General features: G+C 70.4%; 25 protein-coding genes and 2 tRNA genes. 15 read left to right on the top strand and 12 right to left on the bottom strand.

The window, feature by feature from the left end; all coding sequences use genetic code 11:
• Positions 1–300 precede the first annotated feature (300 nt).
• The 9 genes from MUN74_RS19175 to MUN74_RS19135 all read left to right on the top strand — a co-directional run bounded on the left by MUN74_RS19175 (position 301) and on the right by MUN74_RS19135 (position 9,018).
• Positions 301–1,932, top strand: a complete 1,632-nt coding sequence (locus MUN74_RS19175; RefSeq protein WP_244854216.1) for an ABC transporter substrate-binding protein — start codon at positions 301–303, stop codon at positions 1,930–1,932.
• A gap of 95 nt (positions 1,933–2,027) precedes the next feature.
• Positions 2,028–3,125, top strand: coding sequence for an ABC transporter permease (locus MUN74_RS19170; RefSeq protein WP_244854214.1), 1,098 nt, complete (start codon positions 2,028–2,030; stop codon positions 3,123–3,125).
• A gap of 1 nt (position 3,126) precedes the next feature.
• On the top strand, positions 3,127–4,200 hold the full coding sequence (locus tag MUN74_RS19165; protein WP_244854212.1) for an ABC transporter permease: 1,074 nt from the start codon (positions 3,127–3,129) through the stop codon (positions 4,198–4,200).
• On the top strand, positions 4,197–5,894 hold the full coding sequence (locus MUN74_RS19160) for an ABC transporter ATP-binding protein (RefSeq protein WP_244854211.1): 1,698 nt from the start codon (positions 4,197–4,199) through the stop codon (positions 5,892–5,894). Before MUN74_RS19165 ends, MUN74_RS19160 begins: the two co-directional genes overlap by 4 nt.
• Positions 5,894–6,748 (top strand): ATP-binding cassette domain-containing protein, encoded by an 855-nt coding sequence (locus MUN74_RS19155; protein WP_244854209.1) that lies wholly within the window; start codon positions 5,894–5,896, stop codon positions 6,746–6,748. Before MUN74_RS19160 ends, MUN74_RS19155 begins: the two co-directional genes overlap by 1 nt.
• Positions 6,745–7,698 carry an NAD(P)-dependent oxidoreductase gene (locus MUN74_RS19150; RefSeq protein WP_244854207.1) on the top strand — a complete coding sequence of 318 codons (954 nt, stop codon included), beginning with the start codon at positions 6,745–6,747 and terminating at the stop codon, positions 7,696–7,698. The genes MUN74_RS19155 and MUN74_RS19150 overlap by 4 nt, the downstream gene beginning before the upstream one ends.
• Before the next feature lie 88 nt (positions 7,699–7,786).
• A tRNA-Asn gene (locus MUN74_RS19145) sits at positions 7,787–7,859 on the top strand.
• A gap of 62 nt (positions 7,860–7,921) precedes the next feature.
• Positions 7,922–8,716, top strand: coding sequence for an AzlC family ABC transporter permease (locus MUN74_RS19140; protein ID WP_244854205.1), 795 nt, complete (start codon positions 7,922–7,924; stop codon positions 8,714–8,716).
• Positions 8,713–9,018 carry an AzlD domain-containing protein gene (locus tag MUN74_RS19135; RefSeq protein WP_244854204.1) on the top strand — a complete coding sequence of 102 codons (306 nt, stop codon included), beginning with the start codon at positions 8,713–8,715 and terminating at the stop codon, positions 9,016–9,018. The genes MUN74_RS19140 and MUN74_RS19135 overlap by 4 nt, the downstream gene beginning before the upstream one ends.
• A gap of 66 nt (positions 9,019–9,084) precedes the next feature.
• Here the strand turns inward: MUN74_RS19135 and def are convergent, their stop codons facing one another.
• A complete protein-coding gene (gene def, locus MUN74_RS19130; protein WP_244854202.1) occupies positions 9,085–9,648 on the bottom strand; it encodes a peptide deformylase in 564 nt (187 codons plus the stop codon).
• Positions 9,649–9,688: 40 nt separating this feature from the next.
• Here def and MUN74_RS19125 point away from each other — a divergent pair, with 40 nt between their 5' ends.
• The 4 genes from MUN74_RS19125 (at position 9,689) to MUN74_RS19110 (ending at position 12,604) form a co-directional block, all read left to right on the top strand.
• Entirely contained in the window at positions 9,689–10,606 is a 918-nt protein-coding gene (locus MUN74_RS19125) for a DMT family transporter (RefSeq protein WP_244854200.1), read from the top strand.
• Positions 10,607–10,777: 171 nt separating this feature from the next.
• Entirely contained in the window at positions 10,778–12,025 is a 1,248-nt protein-coding gene (locus tag MUN74_RS19120) for a glycosyltransferase (protein ID WP_244854199.1), read from the top strand.
• A gap of 31 nt (positions 12,026–12,056) precedes the next feature.
• Positions 12,057–12,130: transfer RNA gene (locus tag MUN74_RS19115), tRNA-Ile, on the top strand.
• Between the two features lie 114 nt (positions 12,131–12,244).
• Positions 12,245–12,604, top strand: a complete 360-nt coding sequence (locus MUN74_RS19110) for a hypothetical protein (RefSeq protein WP_244854197.1) — start codon at positions 12,245–12,247, stop codon at positions 12,602–12,604.
• 75 nt (positions 12,605–12,679) lie between these two features.
• Here the strand turns inward: MUN74_RS19110 and MUN74_RS19105 are convergent, their stop codons facing one another.
• The 6 genes from MUN74_RS19105 to MUN74_RS19080 form a co-directional block, all read right to left on the bottom strand.
• Positions 12,680–13,678: an ATP-grasp domain-containing protein gene (locus tag MUN74_RS19105; protein WP_244854195.1), complete on the bottom strand. Its 999-nt coding sequence runs from the start codon at positions 13,676–13,678 to the stop codon at positions 12,680–12,682.
• Positions 13,675–14,856 carry a peptidase MATCAP family protein gene (locus MUN74_RS19100; protein ID WP_244854194.1) on the bottom strand — a complete coding sequence of 394 codons (1,182 nt, stop codon included), beginning with the start codon at positions 14,854–14,856 and terminating at the stop codon, positions 13,675–13,677. Before MUN74_RS19100 ends, MUN74_RS19105 begins: the two co-directional genes overlap by 4 nt.
• 96 nt (positions 14,857–14,952) lie before the next feature.
• On the bottom strand, positions 14,953–16,149 hold the full coding sequence (gene dinB / locus MUN74_RS19095; RefSeq protein WP_244854192.1) for a DNA polymerase IV: 1,197 nt from the start codon (positions 16,147–16,149) through the stop codon (positions 14,953–14,955).
• Between the two features lie 75 nt (positions 16,150–16,224).
• Entirely contained in the window at positions 16,225–17,052 is an 828-nt protein-coding gene (locus MUN74_RS19090; protein ID WP_244854190.1) for a DivIVA domain-containing protein, read from the bottom strand.
• A complete protein-coding gene (locus MUN74_RS19085) occupies positions 17,049–18,257 on the bottom strand; it encodes a globin domain-containing protein (RefSeq protein ID WP_244854189.1) in 1,209 nt (402 codons plus the stop codon). Before MUN74_RS19085 ends, MUN74_RS19090 begins: the two co-directional genes overlap by 4 nt.
• A 152-nt stretch (positions 18,258–18,409) precedes the next feature.
• Positions 18,410–19,171 (bottom strand): very short patch repair endonuclease, encoded by a 762-nt coding sequence (locus MUN74_RS19080; RefSeq protein ID WP_244854187.1) that lies wholly within the window; start codon positions 19,169–19,171, stop codon positions 18,410–18,412.
• Positions 19,172–19,263: 92 nt separating this feature from the next.
• Between MUN74_RS19080 and MUN74_RS19075 the strand changes: the two genes are divergently transcribed.
• Complete coding sequence (locus MUN74_RS19075) at positions 19,264–21,024, top strand: bifunctional 3'-5' exonuclease/DNA polymerase (protein WP_244854185.1); 1,761 nt, start codon at positions 19,264–19,266, stop codon at positions 21,022–21,024.
• On the opposite strand, the gene MUN74_RS19070 is transcribed toward MUN74_RS19075, so the two are convergent.
• Complete coding sequence (locus MUN74_RS19070) at positions 21,003–21,653, bottom strand: PadR family transcriptional regulator (RefSeq protein ID WP_244854183.1); 651 nt, start codon at positions 21,651–21,653, stop codon at positions 21,003–21,005. The two genes, MUN74_RS19075 and MUN74_RS19070, sit on opposite strands and share 22 nt — an antisense overlap.
• 227 nt (positions 21,654–21,880) lie before the next feature.
• Here MUN74_RS19070 and MUN74_RS19065 point away from each other — a divergent pair, with 227 nt between their 5' ends.
• Complete coding sequence (locus tag MUN74_RS19065) at positions 21,881–22,402, top strand: DUF3145 domain-containing protein (RefSeq protein WP_244854181.1); 522 nt, start codon at positions 21,881–21,883, stop codon at positions 22,400–22,402.
• Between the two features lie 306 nt (positions 22,403–22,708).
• On the opposite strand, the gene MUN74_RS19060 is transcribed toward MUN74_RS19065, so the two are convergent.
• The 4 genes from MUN74_RS19060 to MUN74_RS19045 all read right to left on the bottom strand — a co-directional run bounded on the left by MUN74_RS19060 (position 22,709) and on the right by MUN74_RS19045 (position 26,297).
• Positions 22,709–23,944 (bottom strand): beta-ketoacyl-[acyl-carrier-protein] synthase family protein, encoded by a 1,236-nt coding sequence (locus MUN74_RS19060; protein WP_244854179.1) that lies wholly within the window; start codon positions 23,942–23,944, stop codon positions 22,709–22,711.
• Positions 23,945–24,025: 81 nt separating this feature from the next.
• Positions 24,026–24,274 carry an acyl carrier protein gene (locus MUN74_RS19055; protein ID WP_056731598.1) on the bottom strand — a complete coding sequence of 83 codons (249 nt, stop codon included), beginning with the start codon at positions 24,272–24,274 and terminating at the stop codon, positions 24,026–24,028.
• A gap of 66 nt (positions 24,275–24,340) precedes the next feature.
• Positions 24,341–25,345 (bottom strand): beta-ketoacyl-ACP synthase 3, encoded by a 1,005-nt coding sequence (locus MUN74_RS19050; RefSeq protein ID WP_244854178.1) that lies wholly within the window; start codon positions 25,343–25,345, stop codon positions 24,341–24,343.
• A gap of 31 nt (positions 25,346–25,376) precedes the next feature.
• Positions 25,377–26,297, bottom strand: a complete 921-nt coding sequence (locus MUN74_RS19045) for an ACP S-malonyltransferase (protein ID WP_244854177.1) — start codon at positions 26,295–26,297, stop codon at positions 25,377–25,379.
• Positions 26,298–26,306 lie beyond the last annotated feature (9 nt).

Genomic DNA, 26,306 nt, shown 5'->3' with positions numbered 1-26,306 from the left:
GTGTATTCGACGAGTGGGAGATTCCGATGATTAAGCATCGGAAAATCCGATCAGTGACCTGAAGGCCTGGTCGCGACGAGCCTCTGCGTCGTGCCGTGCGAGGCCGCAGAACGGCGGAATTCCGCGTCAGCGAGCCCGTGGCGGCGATCCGTTGCGTCGAAGATTGCAGATCAATAAACATTGCGGCAGGTGGCACTCCGTCCGAGCACCGTCGCCGATGGGTGTGCTAACTCTGGGATACGAGTACGCGCCGTGGAAGCCGCGGCGCGCTTCAGTCCTGACAGGAAGAGGTAGACGGATATGACATCCGCATCCAAGAACGGCCGCCGCGCGCTCCTCGCGGTCGCCGGGCTCTCGGCCGCAACGCTCGCCCTCGCGGGCTGCTCGGCCGGCGGCGGCAATGGCGACGGCGGCTCCTCGAGCTCGACGATCACCGTCGGCACGACCGACAAGGTCACCGCACTCGACCCGGCCGGTTCGTACGACAACGGTTCGCTCGCCGTGCAGACGCAGGTGTTCCCGTACCTGCTGAACACCGACTACAACAGCACCGACGTCGTGCCCGACCTCGCCGAGAGCGCCGAGTTCACCGCGCCGACCGAGTACACGGTCACGCTGCCGGCCGGCCTCAAGTGGGCCAACGGCAACGACCTGACCTCGTCCGACGTGAAGTTCTCGTTCGACCGTCAGCTGAAGATCGCCGACCCCAACGGTGCATCGAGCCTGCTCTACAACCTCGACAGCGTCGAGGCGCCCGACGACACCACCGTGGTCTTCCACCTGAAGGCCGAGAACGACCAGGTCTTCCCGCAGATCCTCACGAGCTTCCCGGGTGCGATCGTCGACGAGGAGTCGTTCTCCGCCGACTCGCTGACGAGTGACGACGACATCGTCGCCGCGAACGCGTTCGGCGGCCCCTACGCGATCAAGAGCTACGACTTCAACAACCTGATCTCGTTCACGAAGAACCCGAACTACAAGGGTCTCCTCAAGCCGGCCGAGACCGACACGGTCAACCTGAAGTACTACGCCGACTCGTCGAACATGAAGCTCGACGTGCAGGAGGGCGGCATCGACGTCGCCTACCGCAGCCTCTCGGCGACCGACATCGACGACCTCAAGGGCAACAAGAAGGTCAAGGTCGTCGACGGTCCCGGTGGTGAGATCCGGTACATCGTCTTCAACTTCGACACGCAGCCGTTCGGTGCGAAGACCGCCGAGGCCGACCCGGCCAAGGCGCTCGCCGTCCGTCAGGCGCTCGCCGACCTCATCGACCGCGACGCGCTGAGCGAGCAGGTCTACAAGGGCACCTACACCCCGCTGTACTCGTACGTCCCCGAGGGCCTGGCCGGCGCGGTCGAGCCGCTCAAGGACCTCTACGGCGACGGCCAGGGCGGTCCCGACGCCGAGAAGGCGAAGAAGACGCTCGAGGACGCGGGCGTGTCGATCCCGGTCGACCTGCACCTGCAGTACAACACCGACCACTACGGCCCCGGTTCGGGTGACGAGTACGCGCTCATCAAGGACCAGCTCGAGGCCGACGGCCTGTTCAACGTCGACCTCCAGTCGACCGAGTACGTGCAGTACTCGAAGGACCGCGTCGCCGACGTGTACCCGGCCTACCAGCTCGGTTGGTTCCCCGACTACTCGGACGCCGACAACTACCTGACGCCGTTCTTCCTGATCGACAACTTCCTCAGCAACCACTACGTCAACCAGGAGGTCAACGACCTCATCCTCGAGCAGGCCGTGACGCCCGACCCCGCGGCACGCACCAAGCTCATCGAGGAGATCCAGAACAAGGTGGCGGCCGACCTGTCGACCGTTCCGTTCCTCCAGGGCGCGCAGGTCGTGGTCACCGGCACCGACATCGACGGTGCCGTGCTCGACGGTTCGTTCAAGTTCCGGTTCGCCCCGCTCACGAAGGGCTGAACCGCCGGATAGAGTCGCTTCAGCGATGAATCGGGTGGTCCGCTCCTCCGCGAGCGGGCCACCCGCCTTCGAGTCCCACCCCTGATTGGCGAACATTGACCTCAACGACGACGGCCCCCGCCACCGGCGCTGAGCCGGCCCCGAAGAAGCGATCCCCGCGATCGTCGGGCGGCCCCAGCCTCGGCCGCTACATCATCATCCGAGCACTGCTCATCATCCCGACGGTGTTCATCCTCGTGACGCTGGTCTTCCTGCTGATGCGCACGACCGGCGACCCCATCACGGCGAAGTTCGGCGGGCAGCTCCCGCCCGACCAGCTCGCCGAGCGCATCCACGCGGCGGGCTTCGACCGGCCGCTCTTCGTGCAGTACTTCGAGTACCTCGGCCAGCTGCTCACGGGTGACTTCGGCACGACGCTCACCAACAACCGCCCGGTCACCGAGGTGCTCTTCACCTACGGCGCTGCCACGATGGAGTTGGCGTTCTACTCGCTCATCGTCGCGTTCCTGATCGGCATTCCCGGCGGGCTCATCGCCGCCTACTACCGCGACAAGGGGCAGGATGCCTCGCTCCGCGTCTTCGCCATCCTCTGCTACGCCACTCCGGTGTTCTTCTCCGGCCTCCTGCTCAAGCTCATCTTCTCGGTGTGGCTCGGCGTACTGCCGGTCAACGGCCGCGCCTCGACCGGCGCGACGATCGCGATGGACACGTTGCCGAATCCGACGGGCTTCTACACGATCGACGCGCTCATGACCGGCGACCCGGCCGTGCTCGGCGACGTGCTCGCGCACGCCGTGCTCCCGTCGATCGCCCTCGGTCTGCTGACGGCGGGCATCTTCCTGCGGCTCGTGCGCACGAACGTCATCGGCACCCTGTCGACCGACTACGTCGATGCGGCACGCTCCCGCGGCGTGAGCGAGTACCGGCTCGTCCGCAAGCACGCGTACCGCCCGGCGCTCATCCCGATCATCACGGTCATCGGCCTGCAGATCGCACTCCTGCTCGGCGGCGCCGTGCTGACCGAGACGACCTTCGAGTGGAAGGGCCTGGGCTTCATGCTCGCCGAGTTCCTGAAGGCGCGCGACTTCGTCGCGGTGCAGGGGATCGTCGTGCTGCTGGCCGTGATCGTCGCCCTCACGAACTTCATCGTCGACATCATCGCCGCCTTCATCGACCCGAGGGTGAGGTACTGAGATGACCGCGACCTCCGTCCCCGCTGTTCCCAAGCGGCGCCTGCGCGACCGCCTGCCGGTCGTGCACCAGTTGCGCCAGAGCGTCGGCCTCCAGCGCGGCATGCTCGTCACCGGCCTCGTGATCACGGCGCTGTTCGTGCTCACCGCCCTGCTCGCGCCGTTCGTCTCGCCCTACGGGTTCGCGCAGCTGCGCGGCCCCGACGGCCGGTTCGGCGCGCAGCAGCCGCCGTCGGCCGAGCACCTGCTCGGCACGACCTCGGGCGGCTTCGACGTGCTCTCACGAGTGCTCTGGGGTGCGCAGACCGCCCTCTTCGTCATCGTCGTCGCCGTGGTCTGCTCGCTCTTCATCGGCGTGCTGCTCGGCCTCGTCTCGGGCTACTTCGGCGGCTGGTTCGACCGCGTCCTCGTGGTCGTGTGCGACGCGATCTACGCGTTCCCGTCGCTGCTGCTCGCCATCTCGCTCTCGATCGTCATCTCGGGCGGCCAGTCGAGCCTCTGGGGCGGCATCCTCGCGGCAGCGTTGTCGATCACCGTGGTGTTCATCCCGCAGTACTTCCGCGTGATCCGGGCCGAGACCGTCCGCATCAAGGCCGAGTCGTACGTCGAGTCGGCGAAGGTGCTCGGCGCCCCGCACGCGCGCATCATGTTCCGGCACGTACTGCGCAACGCGACGCGCACGCTGCCGCTCATCTTCACGCTCAACGCGTCCGAGGCGATCCTGACCCTCGCCGGTCTCGGCTTCCTGGGCTTCGGCATCGAGCCGACCGCCGCAGCCGAGTGGGGCTACGACCTCAACAAGGCCGTCGCCGACGTGACGAGCGGCATCTGGTGGACGGCCCTCTTCCCGGGCCTCGCGATCGTGCTCGCCGTGCTCGGCATCACGCTCGTCGGTGAGAGCCTCAACGACCTCGCCGATCCGCGCCTGCGCGGCCGTCGCCGGGTCGCCCAGTCGGCCGGCGAGGTCGCCGAGACGTCGGTCGTGCCCGGCGGCACGCTCGTCGCCGGCCCCGGCGGTCTCAGGGGTCTCGAAGACGAAGCCACGTTCGACGAGCACGGAATCGAGGTCGAGCGATGAGCACGACGAACACAGTGGTCAGCATCGAGAACCTCGGCGTCTCGTTCTCGACCGATGCCGGCGCCGTGAAGGCCGTCGACGACGTCTCGCTGCGGGTCGAACGCGGCGAGGTGCTCGCGATCGTCGGCGAGTCGGGCAGCGGCAAGACCGTCACGGCGAAGACGATCCTCGGGCTCCTGCCCGAGACCGCGACCGCGTCGGGCGCCGTGATCCTGTCGAACAAGGCCGGAACCGGGCAGCACGACGTCGTGTCGGTGTCGAAGCGCAAGCTCCGCGACATCCGCGGCGCCGACGTCGCGATGGTGTTCCAGGAGCCGTCCACGGCGCTGAACCCCGTCTACACGGTCGGCTGGCAGATCATGGAGGGCCTGCGCTCGCACGCCGACGTCTCCAAGACCGAGGCCCGCGCGAAGGCGATCGACGTGATGCGCCGGGTCGGCATCCCCGACCCCGAGACGCGCATCGACCACTACCCGCACCAGTTCTCGGGCGGCCAGAAGCAGCGCATCGTCATCGCGATGGCGCTCGTGCTCGATCCCGGCCTCATCGTCGCCGACGAGCCGACGACGGCGCTCGATGTCACGGTGCAGGCCGAGATCCTCGACCTGCTGCGCCGCTGCCGCGACGAGTTCGGCATGGGCATCGTACTCATCACCCACAACATGGGCGTCGTCGCCGACCTCGCCGACCGCGTCGCGGTCATGTATCAGGGCAAGCTCGTCGAGCAGGCCGACGCCGAGACCCTCTTCGCCTCGCCGCAGGCCGACTACACGAAGGCGCTGCTCGCCGCCGTGCCGTACGTCGGCACGGGCACCGCGAAGGCGGAGGCGCGTGCGGCCGCCCGACCCGAGGGCTGGGCCGAGGCGACCCCCGTCGTCGAGGCGAAGGGCCTCGAGATCGTGTACCCGGGCCGGTTCGGCCGACCCGGATTCCGCGCGGTCGGCGGCGTCGACTTCGTGATCCGTCCGGGCGAGGTGCTCGGCCTCGTCGGCGAGTCGGGCTCCGGCAAGACGACGATCGGGCGTGCGATCGCGGGTCTCACGAAGGTGACGGGCGGTTCGCTCAGCGTGCTCGGCCACGAGATGAACGGCATCCGCGAACGCGAGTTCCGGTCGGTGCGCAGCCGCATCGGCTTCGTCTTCCAGGATCCGGCGTCGAGCTTCAACCCGCTGCTCACGATCGCCGAGTGCGTCGCCGAGCCGCTCGTCGTGCACGGTCGCGCCTCGAACGCCGCAGCCGCTCGCAAGCGGGTCGACGAGCTGCTCGAGGCGGTGCAGCTGCCCCGGGCCTACGGCGACCGCTACCCGCACGAGCTCTCGGGCGGTCAGCGGCAGCGCGCGAGCCTGGCCCGGTCGCTCGCCCTCGAGCCCGAACTGCTCATCGCCGACGAGCCCACGAGCGCGCTCGACGTGTCGGTGCAGGCTCGCGTACTCGAACTCTTCGACGAGCTGCAACGCGAGTTCGGGTTCGCATCGCTCTTCATCAGCCACGACCTCGCCGTGGTCGACCTGCTGGCCGATCGCATCGCGGTGCTCTATCGTGGGGAACTCGTCGAGGAGGGTACCGGCGCCGAGGTGCTCGGTGCCCCGCGCGAACCCTACACGCAGCGGTTGCTCGCCTCCCTGCCCGTGCCCGACCCGGTGGCGCAGGCCGAACGTCGAGAGGAACTGCGCCGGCTCCGAGAGGCTGATTGATGCATCGCACCGCCCACGGCTACCCGGTCGTGCTGAGCGACCTGTCGATCGAGTACCCGCCGCACGGGGCGAGCCCTGCGCACGTCGCACTGCACGGCGTGTCGCTGACGCTCGCCCCGGGCGAGGTGCTGGGCCTGCTCGGTTCGGCCGGCAGCGGCAAGTCGACCCTCGCGAAGGTGATCTCGGGGGCCGCACTCGAGCCGCGCTCGGCCGACGTGCGTCCCGTGATCACCGGCGGCGAGGCGACCGTGCTCGGGCGGCGGCTGCGCGGGCTTCCCAAGCGCAAGGTGTCGGAGTTCCGCTTCCATGTGGGCTACCTCGCTCAGGATGCCTCGTCGACGCTGCCGAGTGATCGCAACGTCGCCGAGATCATCGGCGCGCCGATCCTCGAGCGCGACCACCGGTACAACCGCAAGGCGCTCGCCACGCGGGTGGCGACCATGCTCGACGGTGTGCGGTTGCCCCTCGGCATGCTCGAGAAGTACCCGTTCGAGCTCTCGAGCGGCCAGCGCCAGCGCGTCGCGCTCGCCCGGGCGCTCGTGCTCGGTCCGTCGCTGCTCGTCGCCGACGAGCCGACGGCTGGCATCGACCTCAGCGTCCGTGATGCGGTCGCGCAGCTGATCGGCGACCTTCGCGACCATCACACGTTCTCGGCGGTGATCATCAGCCACGACCTGCCGGTGCTGCGCAGCACCGCCGATCGCATCGCGGTGCTCGACCGGGGCGAACTCGTCGCGATCGGCACGATCGACGAGGTCTTCGACGACCCACGGCATCCGTACGTCATGGCACTCGCGGGCGCCCTCGACGACGGGCACGCGATCATCGACGACCTCGCCGAGCCGCTCGCATGACGGCCGCCTCGGGCGCGCGCCCGGCGCTCGAGCCGATCGCCGTCGTACCCGAGGCCGAGGCCGGGCTCGTCGCGGCGGTCGAACGCGCCGGCGGCACGGTCGCGCCGCTCGACGAGCGCACGAGGGGCATCGTCTGGAGTGCATCGGCCGGCGGTGCCGACCTCGTCGATGCGCTCCGACGAGCCCCCGGCACGCGCTGGGTGCAGCTGCCGTGGGCCGGGGTCGACGGATTCGCCGACGTGCTCGCGGCCGCGCACGGCGACGGCCGCGTGTGGACGAGCGGCAAGGGCGTGTACGCGCAGCCCGTCGCCGAGCACGCACTCGCGCTGACGCTCGCGCTCCTGCGCCGCCTGCCACGACGCGCCAGGGCCGACGAGTGGCGCCGCGACCACTCGAGCCGGAGCCTGTTCGGCGCCCGGGTCGTCGTGCTCGGGGCGGGCGGCATCGCCGAGTCGCTCCTGCGCCTGCTGGCGCCCTTCGGCGCCAGGGTCGCGGTCGTCCGCCGCGGCGGCGGGGCCGTCGAGGGAGCCGAGCGCACCGTGACGACGGGGCGGCTCCTCGAGGTCGTGACCGGTGCCGACGTGCTCATCGTCGCGGCGGCGCTGACCGAAGAGACCCGCGGGCTCGTCGACGCGGGCGTGCTCGCCGCGCTCGCGCCGGGTGCGGTCGTCGTGAACGTCGGCCGCGGACCGATCGTGTCGACCGACGCACTCCTCGCGGCCCTCGACTCCGGTCACCTCGGCGGGGCGGGTCTCGACGTCACCGATCCCGAGCCGCTGCCGGCGGGGCATGCGCTGTGGAGCGCGCCCGATTGCCTCATCACGCCGCACGTGGCGGATGCGCTCGCGACGACGCCGGCACTGCTCGCCGAGCGGGTCGAGCACAACGTGCGGGCGTTCCTCGGCGAGGGCGATTACGCCGGCCTGATCGACCTCGAGGCCGGGTATTGAGGCCCGTGCCGACCGCGCGTCGGCCGAGGCTTCCTCGAATTGGGAGACTGGCCGTGCGTTTGCTAGAGTAACGGTGCTGAACAAGCGATCCTCCATAGCTCAATTGGCAGAGCAATCGGCTGTTAACCGATAGGTTCTTGGTTCGAGTCCAAGTGGGGGAGCGAACGGGCCCCGCACTCATCACGAGTGCGGGGCCTTTCCCATCCCGACGACGAGAGGTGCCATGGCCGAGGAGTCCGAGTCGCTCGCGACGCCAGGCCCCGATCTGTCCGGCCCGGCAGACGCAGCCGCAGCCGCAGCCGCCGACGATGTCGATGCACGGCGAAGCGCGATCCGCGACGGCTTCGCCGTGGGCATCGCCACCGCGGTGTACGGCATCTCGTTCGGCGCGCTGGCCGTGGCGGCCGGCCTCGACATCTGGCAGACCTGCTTCCTCAGCCTCGTCATGTTCACGGGCGGATCGCAGTTCGCGCTCGTCGGTGTGCTCGCCTCGGGCGGCGTCGCCGCGGGCGGCTCGGCGATCGCGACGGCCGCGATGCTCGGCATCCGCAACGTCGTCTACGGCATGCGCATGAAGCCCGTCGTCGAGGCACCGCGTGCCGACGGCCGCCGAGCGAGCATCTGGCGCACGGTCGCCGCGGCGTGGCTCACGATCGACGAGTCGACGGCCGTCGCCCTCGCGCAGTCGACCGACCGGGCCGCCAAGGTCGGGTTCTGGGTCACCGGAACGGTCATCTTCATCGGCTGGAACCTGACGACGTTCCTCGGCGCGCTCATCGGCGACGCGCTCGGCGACACGAGCGCCTGGGGCCTCGACGCGGCGGCGGCCGCTGCCTTCCTCGGCCTGCTCTGGCCGCGCCTGAAGCGCGTGCAGGCCGGCGCGGTCGCCGTCGCCGCCGCGGTCGTCGCGACCATCACGACCCCCGTGCTCATGCCCGGCCTGCCCGTCCTCGTGGCGGCGCTCGTCGCCGTCGTGGTCGGGTGGTTCGACCTGTTCTCGAGGCGGCGGGCGGCATGACGACCTGGCACATCATCCTGCTCGCGTCCGCGGCGACGCTCGCACTCAAGCTCTCGGGGCATCTCGTGCCCGCCGGCTTCCTCGAACGTGAGCGGCCGGCGCGGATCGCCGACCTGCTCACGGTCGCGCTGCTCGCGGCGCTCATCGCGGTGCAGACGCTCGGCGCCGGCCAGCAGATCGTCATCGACGCCCGCGTGCCCGCGCTCATCGTCGCGGCCGCGCTCTACGCCCTCAGGGTGCCGTTCGTGGTCGTCGTGTTCGTCGCCGCGGCGGTCGCGGCGGGCATTCGCGCGTTCACCTGAGCCGGATGCCGCGAGCGGGCGTCGCCCGACCGGGACACATGCCGCACGCGGCATCCGTCTCGAGGTTCAGCCCTCGAGGTTGTCGACCCCGGGCATCCATTGCTGACCCGGGCGACCCCAGCCGAGCTTGCGCTCGATCTTGGCGACGATCTTCTGGTCGCGCTCGCCCAGCCGGTCGATGTAGAGGGTGCCGTCGAGGTGGTCGTACTCGTGCTGGAAGATGCGGGCGAGCCAGCCGTGCGCCTCGATCTCGTACCGTTCGCCGTCGAGGTCGGTCGCCCGGAGGATCGCGTGCTCGGCACGACGCAGCCCGAACCGCTCGCCCGGGAACGACAGGCAGCCCTCCTCCTCGTGGACGTCGGGCTCGCCCGCCGGCGGCGGGCTGATCCAGAGTTCGGGGTTGATCGCCACGCCCCGCCAGCGGGTGTCGCTCTCGTCGACCCAGCCGTAGGTGAAGATGCGCAGGCCGACCCCGACCTGCGGTGCCGCGAGGCCGACGCCGGGAGCGGCATCCATCGTCTCGAACAGGTCGGCGACGAGCCTGCGGATCTCGTCGTCGATCTCGTCGACGGGCTTCGCGGGGGAGTGCAGCACCGGATCACCGGAGATGCGAATGGGGAGCACGGCCATTCGGCAAGGATATCGGGCGCCGAGCAGGTAGGGTCGTTGCGTGAATCCCGACCTGAGCGACCTCGCGGAGCAGATCCCGCTCGACCCTCAGACGTTCATCGGCATCCCGCTGGCGCTCGTCGGCGCCATCTTCCTCTCGCTCGGTGCGCAGTTCCAGCACCGGGGCGTCGTCAAGGTGGAGTCGCGCACGAGCGACACGCTCGGCAAGGGGCTCGACCTCCGCCAGCTCGGCCTGCTGCTCGCCCGGCCGTCGTGGGTGCTCGGCACCCTCATGCTCGGCCTCGCGATCGTGTTCCAGCTGGCGAGCCTCAAGTTCGCGCCGATCATCGTGGTGCAGCCGCTCGGCGCCATCGGGCTCGTGATCACGTCGATCGTGAACTCGCGGGTGAACCACGTGAAGCTGGGCCACAAGTCGATCGTCGCGATCATCATGTGCGTCGGCGGCGTGTTCCTCTTCGTCGGCGTCGCCGCGTTCACCGCGGTCGACAAGCCGGTCACCGACGCGCAGCTCATCATTATCCTCGCGATCCTGCTCGTCGTGCTGCTCATCGCGCTCGTCACGTTCATCTGGTTCCGCAAGCGGATCAGGGCGATCTATTACGTGATCATGGCCGGCGTGCTCTACGGCTTCGTCGCCACGCTCGCGAAGGTCGTGCTCGGGGCGATCGAGCAGGGCGACTTCGGCTGGCTCAGCATCCTCTGCATCGTCGGCCTGCTCGCGGCGACGGCGCTGGGCGCCTACTTCGTGCAGAACGCCTACGCGTCGGGGCCGCCCGACCTCGTCATCGCGGGGCTCACGGTCGTCGACCCCCTCGTGGCGGTCGTCATCGGCATCGCCGTGCTCGGCGAGGCGTCGCAGGCCCCGCCGTGGGCGCTCGTCATCTACGTGCTCTCGGGTGCGATCGCCGTGTGGGGTGTCTTCCGTCTCGCGAAGAACCATCCGCAGACGCGGCTCTGACGTCGCGGAGCGCGCAGCCTTCGGTCTCGGTTCCGACATGCGCGCACGGCATCCGCTCGGCTGCGCTGCGTAGACTATGGTCGGATTCAGTCCGCCGCGCCCATCGCTTCGCGCCGCGGTACTCGACGGGACCGACCGTCCTGCCCAAGAAACTGTGAGGAACCACGACCCGTGTCTGACACCCCCGGTGCGAGTGCGCCCGATGGCGCCACGTCCGACCGCCCCCTCAAGATCCTGATCGGTGCCGACACCTTCGCTCCCGACGTCAACGGCGCAGCGCGATTCGCCGAGCGCCTCGCGGCCGGACTCGTCGAGCGAGGGCATGAGGTGCACGTCATGGCGCCGGCTGCGAGCCGCAAGCACGGCACGTGGAAGGAGGTGCACGAGGGTCAGGAGATCACGGCGCACCGCCTCTACAGCTGGCGCTGGTACCCGCACGACTGGCTGCGGTTCGCGCTGCCGTGGCGCATCAAGCAGAACAGCGCCCGAGTCATCGACGAGGTGAAGCCCGACGTCGTGCACTTCCAGTCGCACATCGTCGTCGGGCGCGGGCTCTCGGTCGAGGCCGAGAAGCGGGGCATCCGCATCATCGGCACGAATCACTTCATGCCCGAGAACATGCTCGAGTTCACGATGCTGCCGAAGGCCTGGCAGGAGTGGGCGACCGGCCTCGCCTGGAAGGCGGCCCGACGCTCGTTCATCCGGGCCGAGGCCGTCACCACGCCGACGCGCAAGGCCGCGCGCTTCCTCGAGGAGCACACCGGCCTCGAGGGCGTGCACGCCATCTCGTGCGGCATCGACGCGCACAAGTACTCGCCCGACTGGGAGCCGCGCACCGAGAACCGCATCCTGTTCGTGGGCCGCGTGACGGGTGAGAAGCAGATCGACGTGCTGCTGCGCGCGGCGAAGCTGCTGCCCGCAGAGCTCGACGCGAAGGTCGAGATCGTCGGCGGCGGCGACCAGCTGAAGAATCTGCAGCACCTCGCCGCCGAGCTCGGCATCGCCGACCGCGTGACGTTCACCGGCCGGGTCACCGACGAGCAGTTGCGCGACGCCTATCACCGCGCCTCGGTGCTCGCGATGCCGTCGATCGCCGAACTGCAGTCGATCGTGACGATGGAGGCGATGGCGTCGGCGCTGCCCGTCGTGGCCGCGAACGCGATGGCGCTGCCGCACCTCGTGCACGACGGCGAGAACGGCTACCTGTTCGAGCCGTCGAATCCCGAAGACCTCGCGGCGAAGCTCCGCAAGGTGCTCGAGGCGCCCGAATCCGAGTATCGCGCCCTCAAGGAGGGCTCGATCCGCATCGTCGCCGCGCACGACATCCAGCGCACGCTCTCGACGTTCGAGAGCCTGTATCGTGGGAGGCCGGTGACGGACCCCGTCACCGACGCCGCGCCGGTCGCGACGCCTGAGTGACCGTACTCCGGGCGGTGCCGCGGCGGCGCGCGGGGCGGTAGCTCAGCTGGTCAGAGCAGTGGACTCATAATCCATCGGTCACGGGTTCAAGTCCCGTCCGCCCTACTCGAAGAATGCGCGAGCACGACGGCGAGGGCGTCCGGGCGGTGCTCGGCACGCGCTGATCATCGAGTCCGGCAGGTACTCGTCGCCGAGCGATATCCGAAGTAGGGTTCACGCATGGCGCGACTCGAAGACGTACGTCGTCTGGGCACCGAGCTCGAGCGGTCGTACGAGGTGTACGTACGCGACAGGTTGAAGTTCCGCGTCGGACAGCTGGTCTACGTCGCGTTCTCCCTCGACGAAACCGTGATGGGCTTCGCGTTCCCGAAGGAGGAACGGGCAGCGCTCGTCGGGGGCCAGCCGCACAAGTTCCAACTGCCGTCGCCTACCGACATGCGCTTCAACTGGGTTCATGCCGAACTTGCTGCTCTGGAGCCGAGCGAGGCGCGCGAGTTCGTGGTCGATGCCTGGCGCATGGTCGTCCCGCAGAAGGTCTCGCGCGCCTACGATCTCGCGTACCCCGATGGCCCAGGGTGAATCAGGCGGTCATCCGGGAGCCGAAGCATCCGCCCACGTGAGCGCGCCGGCCCTGCCGCTCGATGGGCGGACGGCTCAGGACGGCGGCATCGCACGGCGCTCGAGGGCCTCGATGACGGTCTCGGCGACGTCGATGCCGTAGAGCCGCTCGACGCTCTGGAAGCCGCCGGGACTCTCCGCGTTGATCTCCACGACGTGGCTGCCGATCACGTCGATCCCGACGAGGAACATGCCGTCCGCGATGAGCTTGTCGTGCATCGCCTCGACGATGCCGAGCACGGGCGCACCGATCTCGAGCGGCACCGACTGACCGCCGGTGCTGATGTTGGCGCGCGGGTCGTTCCCGGTGGGCACGCGCCGGAAGGCGGCAGGCCGTCCGTCTCGCTCGAGGATGCGTCCCTCCAGCAGGAAGATCCGGGCATCACCGTCATCGGTTGCGTCGATGAACTCCTGGACGATGGCGTAGCCGTCCTGCAGCACGGCCTCCGTCATCTGCGCGAGGTTGGTCTCTCCGGGACCGTCGATCATGAAGACGTTGCGCCCCTTCGCCCCGTACAGCGGTTTGACGACGCAGTGTCCGACCTCGTCGACGAACTGCTGGATCGCCTCCGGGCTGCGGGTCACGAGCGACCGCGGCCGGACGGTCTCGGGGAACTCCTCCAGGTAGAGCTTGCTGGTCGCACGATGGAGGGTGTTCGGGTCGTTGACCACCGTGACACCGCGGGCGGCGAGCATCTGTCCGAACACCACGCCCATCGGGCTGGCCCACGGGCGCGCCTGCAGGTCGTCGATCGACTCGTTGCGGAGGACGAGCGCGTCCAGTTCGTCCATGACGATCCGCTCGGCCTCGCACGCCTTGATCCGCTCCATGAAGCTCGCGAGGTCGTCGCGGCGCTTCCACGTCGCGGGGCGAGCCCTCGCCGCGAAGAGCCCGTCATGACTGCCCAGCTCGAGGTCGCCCACGCCGACGTACCAAGCCTCGTGCCCGCTCCTCGCGGCGGCCCTGGCCAGTCGGGTGGTCGCGTACTCGTCCACCTCGGTGTCGACGTCGTTGACGAGGAATGCGAGCTTCATGCCGCCACCCCGCCCTCGTAGAGGTCGGTGACCGTCGCGCCGGCGCGCAGCCGGTCGAGACGATCCTGTGCACCGGGTGCATCGAGCCAGCGCGGGCGGATCCACGGCGCGCGGAGCACGTCTCGGTCGAGCAGGTCCTGCACCAGCGGGATGTGGTCGAGCGCGAGCTTCCCGACGAGTAGGAGGTCGAGGCTGCTGCCCTCGGCGAGCGCGTCGAGGATGCGAGCGATCCCGCGCAGGTAGATCGCGTCCTTGACCGAGCCGCCCCCGACGACGACGCGGATGGCGATGGACCACGCCGTACGGGCCGGTATGCGGTGATCGGTCCGGAGCGACTCGAAGATGTCGAGGAGGCCCGCCCCGTCGAGCATCTGGCCGACCGCGACGACTCGCGCAGCGAGCACGCGCAGTCGTCGCGGGTCCAGTCCGCCGGTCAGGTATTCGGCGAGCACGGCGAGACCTTCCTGGGTCTCGTCGTAGCCGGGCAGTCCGATCGTCAGCAGCGTCAGCGGTTGTCGAGCCCCGTTCTGGTACGTGACCACATGAGTGCCGACCTCGTGGTGCAGGAGGGGTTCGACCCGGTCGGCCCGGAAGGCGGCGGACTCGGGGATGAGGAGCCGACCGAACGACACCATCAGCTCCGAGATGTCGTCCCGGACTTCGACACGGACCGGGAAATCCGGATACACCGCGCGATACCGCTCGAATTCCGCACGCGCCGCGTCGGCGAACGCCTCAGCGGTGACGGTCTGGGTGCTGGGCGCCTGCGGTGGGACGGTCTCGAGCAGTTCTGCCGCCGCCGCCGCGAGCGGCGGCGCCACTGTTCCGTAGAGCTGGAGAGACCCGTAGACGAAGCGTGAGGTGTCTCGGTCCTCCAGCGCCGTGATCTGCCGGGCGATCTCGTCCCGTTTCGCGCGGAAGAGCGCGTGCAGCGCCGGATCGTCCACCTCTTCGACCTCGAGGTCGTACAGGTCGCGCCGCGTGAGGTCGGGGTCGAAGTCCAGCGCCCGCAGCTGGAGGGACGGGGCTGTGCCGAAGTCGCTGCGTTCGAAGTCGGTCCATGCGTCCGACGCGTTGAGAGGCGTGACGTTCACGAGCAGATCGACGCGACGCTCGATCTCGGTGAGCCGACGGTCGATGTCGAGCGCGGGGGCCAGCTCCTCGGAAGGTGATGACATCTCATGAACGTATCAACGCGTGCAGAACCACCCCAACCCCTTGCGCTGGGCGCAAGATTCGCCATACAGGAGACGCTTCGTCGCAGCGCCTGCCCGTCATTCGTGCTCGGGCAGCTGCGGCGGCGACCAGCCCGGGTCGCGGCCGAGCTGCGCAGCCCTCGTGACGGATGCCGCGCCGAATCGATCTCGCACCGTGTCGAGCACCGTGTCGAGGCGGGCACCGTCGTCCCAGTCGATCGGCAGCTCGGGCTGAAGGCTGTCGGCGCGAGCCAGCTGCGAGAACGAGACGCCGACTAGGGTGATGCCGCGCTCGGCGATCTCGGGGAGCGCGCCGTCGAGGAGCTCCCGCGCGATGGCCAGCAGCACGCTCGTGCGGTCGGTCGCAGAGCCGAGCGTGCGCGACCGGGTCGCCTTCGCGAAGTCGCCGAAACGCAGCCTCAGCACGACCGTGCGACACACGCGGTCGCCGTCGCGCAGGCGCCGGGCGAGTCGATCGACGATCTGCGTCAGGATGACGCCGAGTTCGTCGGCCGAGCGCGCACGAGCGCCGAGCGCGCGCTGGGAGCCGATGGAGCCGCGGCGGCGCGCGGTGTCGACCGGACGCGGATCACGGAGCCTCGCCAGCGCATGCAGGTGTGCGCCCGTCGCCTTGCCGAGCAGCCGCTCGGCGACCGCGCCCTCGAGCTCGGCCAACTGCCCGACGGTCGTGATGCCGAGCCGGTGCAGCTTCTCTGCGGTCACCGCACCGACACCCCACAGGCGCTCGACGGGCAGCGGGAGCAGGAACTGCTCCTCGCGCTCGGGCTCGACCACGAGCAGGCCGTCGGGCTTGCTGACGGCGCTGGCGACCTTCGCGAGGAACTTGGTGCGCGCGACCCCGACGGAGATGGCGAGGCCGGCCTCGGACCGGACGCGCGCCCGGAGGCCGGTGGCGATCTGCTCGGGTGTACCCGCGATCCGACGGAGCCCGCCGACCTCGAGGAACGCCTCATCGATGGACAGGCCCTCGACGAACGGCGTCGTGTCGCGGAAGATCGCGAACACGGCTCGGCTCGCCGCCGCGTACGCATCCATCCTGGGCGGGACGACCACGGCGTCGGGGCACAGATCGCGGGCCTGACGGCCTCCCATCGCGGTGCGGACGCCGCGCGCCTTCGCCTCATAGCTCGCCGCGAGCACGACGCCTCCGCCGACGATCACCGGCCGGCCGCGCAACTCGGGTGAATCGCGTTGCTCGACGGAGGCGTAGAAGGCGTCGAGGTCGGCATGCAGCACGGTCGCCTCGCCCCGCATCGCACCTCCCGCCGATCGTTCGTTGCGGGGATCGTCTCACGCCCCCGCGACATCCGATGGTCGGGCGGTGCCCGATCAGGGCTTGATATACGTCTGTCGCTGCAGCGCGGGCTCCGGCGGGACGGCGGGCAGCCAGTCGGGTTCGGCGTCGATCGGGTCGTCGTCAGCGTCGTGCTCGGCCGTGGGCATCGGGCTCGCGGCATCCGCTCCGGTCTGCGGCAGCGTCCCGAGACGGTCGACCTGCTCGGCGAGCGCCTCGAGCACCGAGCGCAGCTGGACCTGTGCGACCTGTGCATACGTGCGCACGTACTCGATCTCGGGCATCGCGGCCTGCGGCACGGCTGGGGCGCCGCCGGGGCCGGGGGCAGCGTGGGCGTGCGCGTCCTCGGCGCGAGCGGCACGCTCGAGCACGTCGCGGTACTCCTCGCGGGCGGCGAGCACGAGGTCGCGTGCGTACTGCTCCGCGTCGGCGACGGCCTTGTCGGCGATCGTCTGCGCTTGGGAGAGCAGGTCGACGGCACCCAGCGTGACCTCTTCGTCGAGCTTCGCGTCGGCCGTCGCGCTGAGTCTGGCGTTCTCCGCGCGCAGTTCGTCGAGTTCGCGACGATCGCGTTCGACGGCCGATCGCACGCCGTCGATGGCCTCGTTCAGTTCGCCGAGGAACTCGTCGATCTCCGCGCGATCGTAGCCGGCACCGATGTGCCGGACGGTGAACCTGGCCGGGTCGGTCTTCGGCAGGCGTGCGACGGCGCGCGCGAGGTCGACATCCGCTGCCGGTGCCGGGCTCGGCTGCACGGGGATCGAACCCGTCCTCGTGGGGACCGGACTCACCGGCATCGGGGGAGCCGGCGTGGCCTCGGACTCGGGCTCGGGGTGGGACATGTTGTCAAGATCGGGAGTCATCGGGCACTTCCCATTCGTTCGGCGGGCTGCCCGGCGGGCTGCCCATCTCGGATGCCGTTGCGGCCTTCCAGGCTCTCGTCCTCGAGCGTGGCGAACTGCTCGAATCGGAGATCGTCCGACGCGACGCCGGCGTCGCGGAGTCGGGCGAGCGTGTGCTTGACCATGGCGGGCGAACCGCACACCATCGCGACCGCGTCGGGACGGAGTCCCTCGGCCACGGCGGCATCGCCGACCAGTCCCTTCCGCCCCGGGTAGCTCGGGTCGTCGGAGACCACGGGGGTGTAGCTGAACCACGGCCGGCCGGCGAGACTCTGCAGCAGGCGGTGCTCGTAGAGGTTCCACGGCACCCGCGCGCCGTGGAACAGGTGCACGCGCGGCGCCTCGCCGGTCCGCTGCCAGGCCAGGTCGATCCGCTCGAGGTGGGCTCGGAGCGGGGCGAACCCGGTGCCGCCGGCGACCATGAGGAGGTCGCGAGCGTGCTCGTCGGTACCGAGGGTCAGTTCGTTCCCGACGGGTGCGCCGAGGCGCAGCACATCGCCGACCTTGAGCTTGCGCACGATCGCGCTCGACACCTGTCCTCCGGGCACGAGCTGCACATGGAACTCGAGCGTTCCGTCATCACGCGGCGCATTCGCGATGCTGAGATAGCGCCAGAGCCGGGGCGCGTAGCTCGTCTCGACCGCCACCGACTGCCCGGGCTCGAACGACATCTCGGGCTCGGGGCGCACCTGCACCACCGCGAGTTCCATGTTGCGGCGCTCGACGGCGATGACGTGCCCCTCCCAGGCGGCGGGGCTCGTCTGCTCGGACTCCTCGGCAGCCTGCACCATGACGGTGGCGATGACGCCGTAGGCCGCGGCCCAGTCGGCGGCGAGTTCGGGCGTCCACTGGTCGCCGAGGAAGTGCTTGAGAGTCGTGAGGAGTGAGAGCCCCACGGCGTCGTAGTGCTCGGCGACCACCTGGAAGCGTCGGTGGTCACGGCCGAGTTGCTGGATGAACGCCGTCACGTCGTCGAGTCGGTCGACGTTGGAGACGATGCGCCCGAGCGCACCGACGAGCCGGTCTCGCTGGGTGGCCATCGAGACCGGGAACATCGCTCGCAGTTCGGGGTGCGTGTAGAAGAGATGCGAGTAGAAGAAGAGCGGGACCTCGTCGCCGAGCGTCTCGGCGAGCGACCAGGTGCGCTTCAGCGCGTCGGTGTCCACCTCGTCACTCGGTGTCTGCCGACGCCTCGCCCGCGGCGACGTCGTCGGTCACGGCCTCGGTTTCGGTCTGGAGAGCGGGGGAACTCATCATCGGGTCCAATCATCGGGCCGGTAGGGGGTCTTCCCTTCCTAGCAGACCGGGTCGCGCCGAATCAAAGCCGATCTGCCCCGGCGCCGGGAAGCTCGAGTGCCCGCACCGCGTCGTCACCCCGAATGCGCCGCATCCGTTCGACGACCTCGTCGGCCACGACCGCGGTGATGTTCCGGCAGACGACGTCGTCGGGACCGAGGGCGTCGAGCCCGCCGCCGCGAACCCGGATCACTCGCCAGCCGACCTCGCGGAGCGCCTCGTCCTTCTCGACGTCGGACGCCTCCTTGAGCCCGACGTGCGCACGGCGCGAGCGGCCGGGGTCGTCGTACTCGATCGCGATGCGCAGCTGCGGCACGATGATGTCGGGCCAGACCTCGGTGCGACCGAAGAAGGTGCGGGCGACGCGCACGGCGTTGACCCGGTGGTGGAGCCTGATGCGTTCGCCGAGCAGTGCGCGCAGTCGCTGTTCGGTGGCCGAGGTGCGGGTGCGCAGCCCGGGGTTCATGAAGGCGACCCCCGCCTCGCGGAGCGCGGCAGGGGCGTGCGCGTTGGCCCGGCACTTGGCGCACCCGGTACCCGTCAACTGCTCGGCGATCGTGGCACGATACCGGTCGTGCCCGCGGTCGCAGCGCCACTCGAACTCGGCGCCGAGGCGGGTCTCGGCCGCGAGCCTGCCTCGTTCGGCGGGCGCGGCACGCCCGAGCAGCTCGCCTCGGGAGCGCTGCGTCTCGGCGATGAGCATGCAGACCGGGCAGTCGCGCGCGATCGAGTACGCGTCGTCGCCCGTCGCACCATGGCCGCAGCGGAACCTCACCCCGGGCACGGCGTCCACCTCTCGTTCGTCATGGTGTCGAGTGTCCCGCCGACCGCCGACATCTCGATGTCGGCGGTCGGAGCGAGAATGGTGGGGTGCGGATGGCGGTCGGAGCCGACGGGCGTGACCGGGTCGCGCTCGTCGATCTCGACGACCCTGCGGCCCTCGTCGAGACGATGGCCACGGCTGAGCTGCCGTCGCGCGTCGAGGCGCTCGAGCGTGACGCACGACCGCGATGGGTGTGGAGCGACACGCGGCATTGGTACCCGTTGCTCCTCGCCGCCGGGGTTCGTGTCGAACGCTGCCACGACCTGCTGCTCTGCGGGGCGGTGCTCGAGGGCTCGACCGAGACACGCGCGGCCCGAGCCGACGCGCCGACGCGTCCGGGGTGGCTCGAGGCCGCGCCGAATCTCTCGGGGCGCGTCCCCGGCGCTGCGACCCCGGCACCCCAGTCAGAGCTCGCCGCCCTCTTCGATCTGGGCGATTCCTTCGGCGGCGACGACGATCGGGTCTCGCCGACCGATCCCTCGATCGTCCCGCTCCCCGAGGTGGTCGGCGAGTTCCGGCGACAGGAGCGGCTGACGGCGACGAGCGTCCATCCGGGCGCGATGCGTCTCCTGCTGGCGGCCGAGTCCGCCGGCGCGCTCATCGGCGCCGAGTTGCGCGCCGCCGGTCTCCCGTGGAGCCGCTCGGTGCACGAACGCATCCTCGAGGCCGAGCTCGGCGCACGGCCCGAACCGGGGTGGAAGCCCGAGCGCATGCTCGTGCTCGCGGCGGAGGTGCGAGCGGCACTCGAGCAGCCGTCGGCGAACCTCGACTCGCAGGCGTCGCTGCTCCGGGCGCTCCGCAACGCGGGCATCCAGGTCGACTCGACCGCGAAGTGGGAGCTGCGCGAGCACGACCATCCGGCCATCGCCCCGCTGCTGGCCTACAAGCGTTCAGCACGTCTCCTGAGCGCGAACGGATGGGCATGGCTCGATGAGTGGATCGTGGACGGTCGATTCCGGCCCGACTACGTGCCCGGGGGTACGGCGACCGGTCGCTGGGCGACCTCGGGCGGGGGAGCGCTGCAGCTGCCGAAGGGCGTGCGCAGCGCCGTGGTCGCCGATCCGGGCTGGACCCTCGTCGTCGCCGATGCGGCCCAGCTCGAACCGCGCGTGCTCGCCGGGCTCGCTCGTGACGAGGCGATGGCGACCGCTGCCCGCGGACGTGACATCTATCGCGGCATCGTCGACGACGGCGTCGTCGAGACGCGCGACCAGGCGAAGATCGCGATCCTCGGTGCGATGTACGGCGCGACGACGGGCGACAGCGGGCGCCTCGTGCCGCGCCTCGCCCGTGCGTACCCGCGGGCGATGTCCCTCGTCGACCGCGCGGCCGCGACGGGGGAGCGGGGCGCTCAGGTCACGACGAATCTCGGGCGTTCCTCGCCCGTTCCGCCGGCGTCGTGGCACGCCGTCCAGGCGCGTGCGAGCGAGCCCGACGCCTCGGCCGCCGACGAGCGGCGGGCCCGCAGCGTCGCGCGAGACTGGGGCCGGTTCACCCGCAACTTCGTGGTGCAGGGCAGCGCTGCGGAATGGGCGCTGTGCTGGATGGCGGCGCTGCGCACGCGTCTCGCCGCGTTTCCGCCCGCGGCGACGATCGCCGACCGTTCGGGTCCGGTGTTCGGCGCGGTTCCGCACCTCGTCTACTACCTGCACGACGAGATCATCGTGCACACGCCGATCGAGCACGCCGACGAGGTCGCACAGGCGGTGCGCGAGAGCGCCGAAGGTGCTGGGCGGCTGCTCTTCGGCGACTTCCCGGTGGACTTCCCGCTCGACCTCGCGATCGTCAAGAGCTACGGCATGGCCGACGGCTGAACCGACTCGGCGGCGGCGGCCGACGGCCTCGGGCGACGGCCCCGGCGCGGTCGCTCGGTGGTGGGTGCGAAGGTGAGCGGGGTGCCGGATGCCGCTGCGAGTGCAGCGACCGCGAGCCAGTCGAGCGCCGCGCGCGCTCGTGCCGCGTCGGCGGATGCCGCAAGCCTCGTCAACGCGCTGACGGCGCCGGCCTCGGGAGCGAGGTCGGGTCTCGCATCGGAGTCGACCTCGGAACCGGCCCTCGCCTCGGCGTCGGTCAGCCGGGTGCCCCACCGCCCGAGCTCGGCGTCGAGGATGGGCCGCTCGTCGATCTCGGGCAGCGATGCTGCGATGAGCACGCGGTCGATCGTCTCGTCCCATGGCTCCGCGCCCGCGGCATCCGCCCCGCCCAACCAGCCCAGCGCGAGCGCCGTGCCCGCCTCGGTGAGCCGATGCAGGGGGAGGCCGTCGTCGGTCGTGCCGGCCGACTCGATGAGTCCCGACTTCGTGGCGCGCTCGAGTGTCGCATAACTCTGGCCGACGTTGATCCGTCGTCGTCCGCCCGTTCTGGTCGCGAGCGCGCCGTGCAGCTGGAAGCCGTACGCCGGCCCGCCGAGCAGGAGAGCGAGGAGGGCTTCTCTGACGGCCATCTCGGCGTCCCTTCGACGAATTCGAATACCTCACCGAGCATAGTGTTGCTCCGCGCGTGCGACGCCGATGCCTGTGGTGCGGCGCGCCGGTGAGGCGCGAACCCTTGTGAATGCACGGGTTCCGGGGCATAATCGGCGGTGCGGCCGATGCCGCCACAATCGAACACCGGCCACCCGCCGTTCCGAGGTCGTAGGGGAAGACGCACCTCACGAGAACGGAGATCGAGATGGCAGAGACGGTCGCGCCGGCCGCACGCGCCGCGCGAGGCGTGCTGTTCGTGCACTCCTCGCCGAGGGCGCTCTGTCCGCATGTCGAGTGGGCCGCAGGCCGCGCGCTCGGAGTGCCGGTGAACTTCGACTGGCAGGAACAGCCGGTGCTGCGCGGCACGCAGCGCGCCGAGTACTACTGGGAGGGCGCTGCCGGCAGCGGCGCCCGCATCGCCTCGGCGCTGCGCGGCTGGGACCAGCTGCGGTTCGAGGTGAGCGAGGATGCTGCGCCCGGCAGTGACGGCGCCCGCTGGATGCACACTCCCGAGCTCGGCGTGTTCTTCGCCCAGACGGACTCGGTCGGCAACACGGTCGTGCCCGAGGACCGCATCCGGTACGCGATGGAGGTCGGCGGGTACGACCCGCAGGAACTGCATCGCGAGCTCCGGCTGGCGCTCGGCCAGGCTTGGGACGACGAGCTCGAACCCTTCCGCCACGCGAGCGACTTCGCGCCGGTGGTCTGGCTGCATCAGGTCGGGTGAGCGACGTGACCGCGCTGACACGACGACGCTCGCCCCCGCGGGGCGAGGCCCGTTGACCGCGGGCCGGCTGCGGCGCGACGCGGAGGTCGGAAGGGGGATCCCCGGCAGACGTACGAGCGAAGCAGACGGCCCGACGACGAAGAAGGACCCCGGCGCGCCAGCGCCGGGGTCCTTCGCAGTCTGGATGTCACCGACGAAGAAGGACCCCGGCGCGCCAGCGCCGGGGTCCTTCGCAGTCTGGATGTCACCGACGAAGAAGGACCCCGGCGCGCCAGCGCCGGGGTCCTTCTCCTTGTCGATGTGTGATCAGGCGGAGCGGAACGCGATGACTGCGTTGTGGCCGCCGAACCCGAACGAGTTCGAGATCGCGAGCTGGTCGCCGGCGCCCAGCTCCTGCGTGCTGCCGGAGACACGGAACGGCACCTGGGGGTCCTGCTCGGTGATGTTGATCGTCGGGGGAGCGACGCGGTCGCGCAGCGCGAGCACCGTGAAGATCGCCTCGAGTGCTCCGGTGCCGCCGAGGAGGTGCCCGGTCGAGGCCTTGGTCGCCGACACGGGGATCTCGTCGACGCGGTCGCCGAACACGGCCTTGAGCGCCTGGTACTCGTTCGGGTCGCCGACGGGCGTCGAGGTGGCGTGCGCGTTGATGTGCGTCACGTCGTCGGGCGAGGCGCCGGCCTGCTCGAGTGCGAGCTTGACCGCACGGGCCGCGCCGCGACCCTCGGGGTCGTTCGCCGTGATGTGGTACGAGTCGGCGGTGACCCCGCCGCCCGCGACGTAGGCGTAGATCTTCGCGCCGCGAGCCTTGGCGTGTTCCTCGGTCTCGAGGATGAGGACGCCGGCGCCCTCGCCCATGACGAACCCGTCGCGGTCGACGCTCGTCGGACGGGACGCGGTCGCGGGGTCGTCGTTGCGCTTGGAGAGTGCCTGCATCGAGGCGAACGAGGCGATCGTGATGGGGTGGATCGCGGACTCGGTGCCGCCGGCGATGACGACGTCGGCCAGGCCGTCCTGCAGGTGCTCGATCGCGTTGAAGATCGACTCGGTGCTCGAGGCGCAGGCGCTCGCGACCGTGGTGGCGAAGGCGCGGGCGCCGAAGTGCAGCGAGAGGTTGCCCGAGGCCGAGTTCGGCATGAGCATGGGCACGGTCATCGGGAGGACCCGGCGCGGGCCCTTCTCGCGCAGGGTGTCCCACGCGTCGAGCAGGGTCCAGACCCCGCCGATGCCGGTGGCGAAGTCGACGCCGAGTCGCTCGGGGTCGACCTCGGGGCTGCCGGCGTCGGCCCATGCCTCGAGGGCGGCGACGAGCGCAAGCTGCGAGGACGGGTCGAGACGCTTCGCGACAGGGCGCTCGAGGACGGTGTCGGGGCGGACGAGGGCCTCGGCCGCGAAGGTGACGGGCAGCGAGTACTCGGCCACCCAGTCGTGTTCGAGGGTGCGTGCGCCCGACGCGCCGGCGAGCAGCGCGGTCCAGCTGTCGGGGGCGGTGCCACCGATCGGCGACGACGCGCCGATACCCGTGACGACGATGTTCTTGGTCATGACGAAAACACTCCGGGGAGGAAGACGAAGGGGACGGATCGAGCGGGCCGGGACGGTGCCGCGGCCCGCTCGTCGTAGCGACTAGGCCTGGGCCTTGACGATGAAGTCGACGGCGTCGCCGACGGTCTTGAGGTTCTTGACCTCCTCGTCGGGGATCTTCACGTCGAACTTCTCCTCGGCGTTGACGACGATCGTCATCATCGAGATCGAGTCGATGTCGAGGTCGTCGGTGAACGACTTGTCCAGCTCAACCGTGTCGGTCGCGATGCCGGTCTCGTCGTTGATGAGCTCGGCCAGGCCGGCAAGCACTTCTTCGGTGGACAATGCCATGGTTCTTCTCCTTGAGGGGTGTCTCGTTTGACCGAGAGACAGTCTAGATGGACGAGGGTCGGTGGTTCAGGGCAGAACCACCACTTGGGCGCCGAACACGAGTCCGGCGCCGAAGCCGATCTGGAGGGCGAGGCCTCCGGAAAGCTCGGGGTGCTCTTCGAGCAGGCGGTGGGTCGCGAGCGGGATCGACGCGGCCGAGGTGTTGCCGGTCGTCGCGATGTCGCGGGCGATGACCACCGACTCGGGAAGCTTCAGCTGCTTGGCGAACTCGTCGATGATGCGCATGTTCGCCTGGTGGGGGATGAAGGCTGCCAGATCCGCACTGGTCACGCCCGCGGCATCCAGCGCCTGCTTGGCGACCTTCGCCATGTCCCACACGGCCCAGCGGAAGACCGTCTGCCCCTCCTGGCGGAGCGTCGGCCACTCGGCGGCGCCGTCGCGGAACTCGACGAGCGTGCCGTTCATGCCGACCGCGCCCGCCTTCGAGCCGTCTGAGCCCCACACGGTACGGGCGATGCCGGGCGTGTCGCTGGGGCCGATGACTGCGGCGCCGGCGCCGTCGCCGAGCAGGAACGAGATCGAGCGGTCGGTCGGGTCGACGACGTCGGAGAGCTTCTCGGCGCCGATCACGAGCGCGTAGTGCGCGGCGCCCGCGCGGATGAGCGCGTCGGCCTGCGCGATCGCGTAGGCGTAGCCCGCGCAGGCGGCGTTCGCGTCGTATGCCGCGGCCGGGTTGGCGCCCACACGGTCGGCGACGACGGCCGCCATCGACGGGGTCTGCTGCACGTTCGAGATCGTGGCGATGATCACGAGGTCGATGAGTTCGGGGGCGACGCCCGAACGCTCGATCGCCTCGGTCGCGGCGGCGGTGGCCAGGTCGACCGCGAGGACGTCGGCACCGGCGCGGGTGCGGGTGATGATCCCGGTGCGCTGCTGGATCCACTCGTCGGACGAGTCGATCGGCCCGACGAGGTCGTCGTTCGGCACGGCGTTCTCGCCGCGCGCGGCGCCGAGCGCGTAGATGCGCGTGTAGGCGGGTCCGTGCGACTGCTGGAGGGTTGGTCTCGTCATGCTCGGCTTTCTCGTGGTTCGGCGAAGCGGATCAGGCGGCCTGATCGATGAGTTCGATGGCGGCGGGCAGGTCGTCGGGCGTCTTCACGGCGACGGTCGGAACGCCCTTGAGTCCGCGCTTGGCGAGGCCGACGAGAGCACCGGCCGGAGCGAGTTCGATGATGCCCGTGACGTTCGCCGCGGCGAACGACTCCATGCAGCGGTCCCAGCGCACGGGCGAGGAGACCTGGCCGACGAGCAGCTCGAGGAACTCGGCGCCCGAGGCGACGACGCTGCCGTCGCGGTTGGTCCAGATGGGGAGCGTCGGGTCGGCGGGGGAGAGCTCCTCGGCGACCTTCGCGAGCCGTTCGACGGCAGGTCGCATGTAGCGGGTGTGGAACGCGCCCGCGACCTGGAGCGGGATGACGCGGGCCCCTGCCGGCGGCTCGGCCTTCAGCTGCTCGAGCGCATCGACCGCGCCGGCGACGACGATCTGGCCGCCGCCGTTGAAGTTCGCGGGCTCGAGACCGAGCTCGTCGAGACGCGCGAGCAGTCCGGCCTCGTCGCCGCCGAGCACGGCGCTCATGCCCGTGGGCTCGAGCGCGGCCGCCTCGGCCATGGCCCGGCCGCGCTCGGCCACGAACCCCATCGCGTCGGTGCCGCTCAGTACGCCCGCGCCCGCGGCGGCGGTGATCTCGCCGACCGAGTGGCCGGCGATGCCGCCGATGCGGGCCGCGCGGCCGTCGGCGAGCAGTGCGTCGAGCGTGAGCAGTCCGGCCGCGACGATGAGCGGCTGCGCCACCGCGGTGTCGCGGATGGTGTCGGCGTCGCTCACGGTGCCGTGCGTCGCCAGGTCGACGCCGGCGGCGGCCGAGAGCGCGTCGAGGCGCGCGGCGAAGCCCGGCTCGGCGAGCCAGGGGGCGAGGAATCCGGGGGTCTGAGAGCCCTGTCCAGGGCAGACGACGACGATCACCACCCCAGT

Origin of the sequence: Agromyces sp. H17E-10, from assembly GCF_022919715.1 — a bacterium.
In the GTDB taxonomy this organism is placed as follows: Bacteria; Actinomycetota; Actinomycetes; order Actinomycetales; family Microbacteriaceae; genus Agromyces.
The sequence above is the reverse complement of the archived record's forward strand: the minus strand, read 5'-3'. Positions and strand labels throughout refer to the sequence as shown.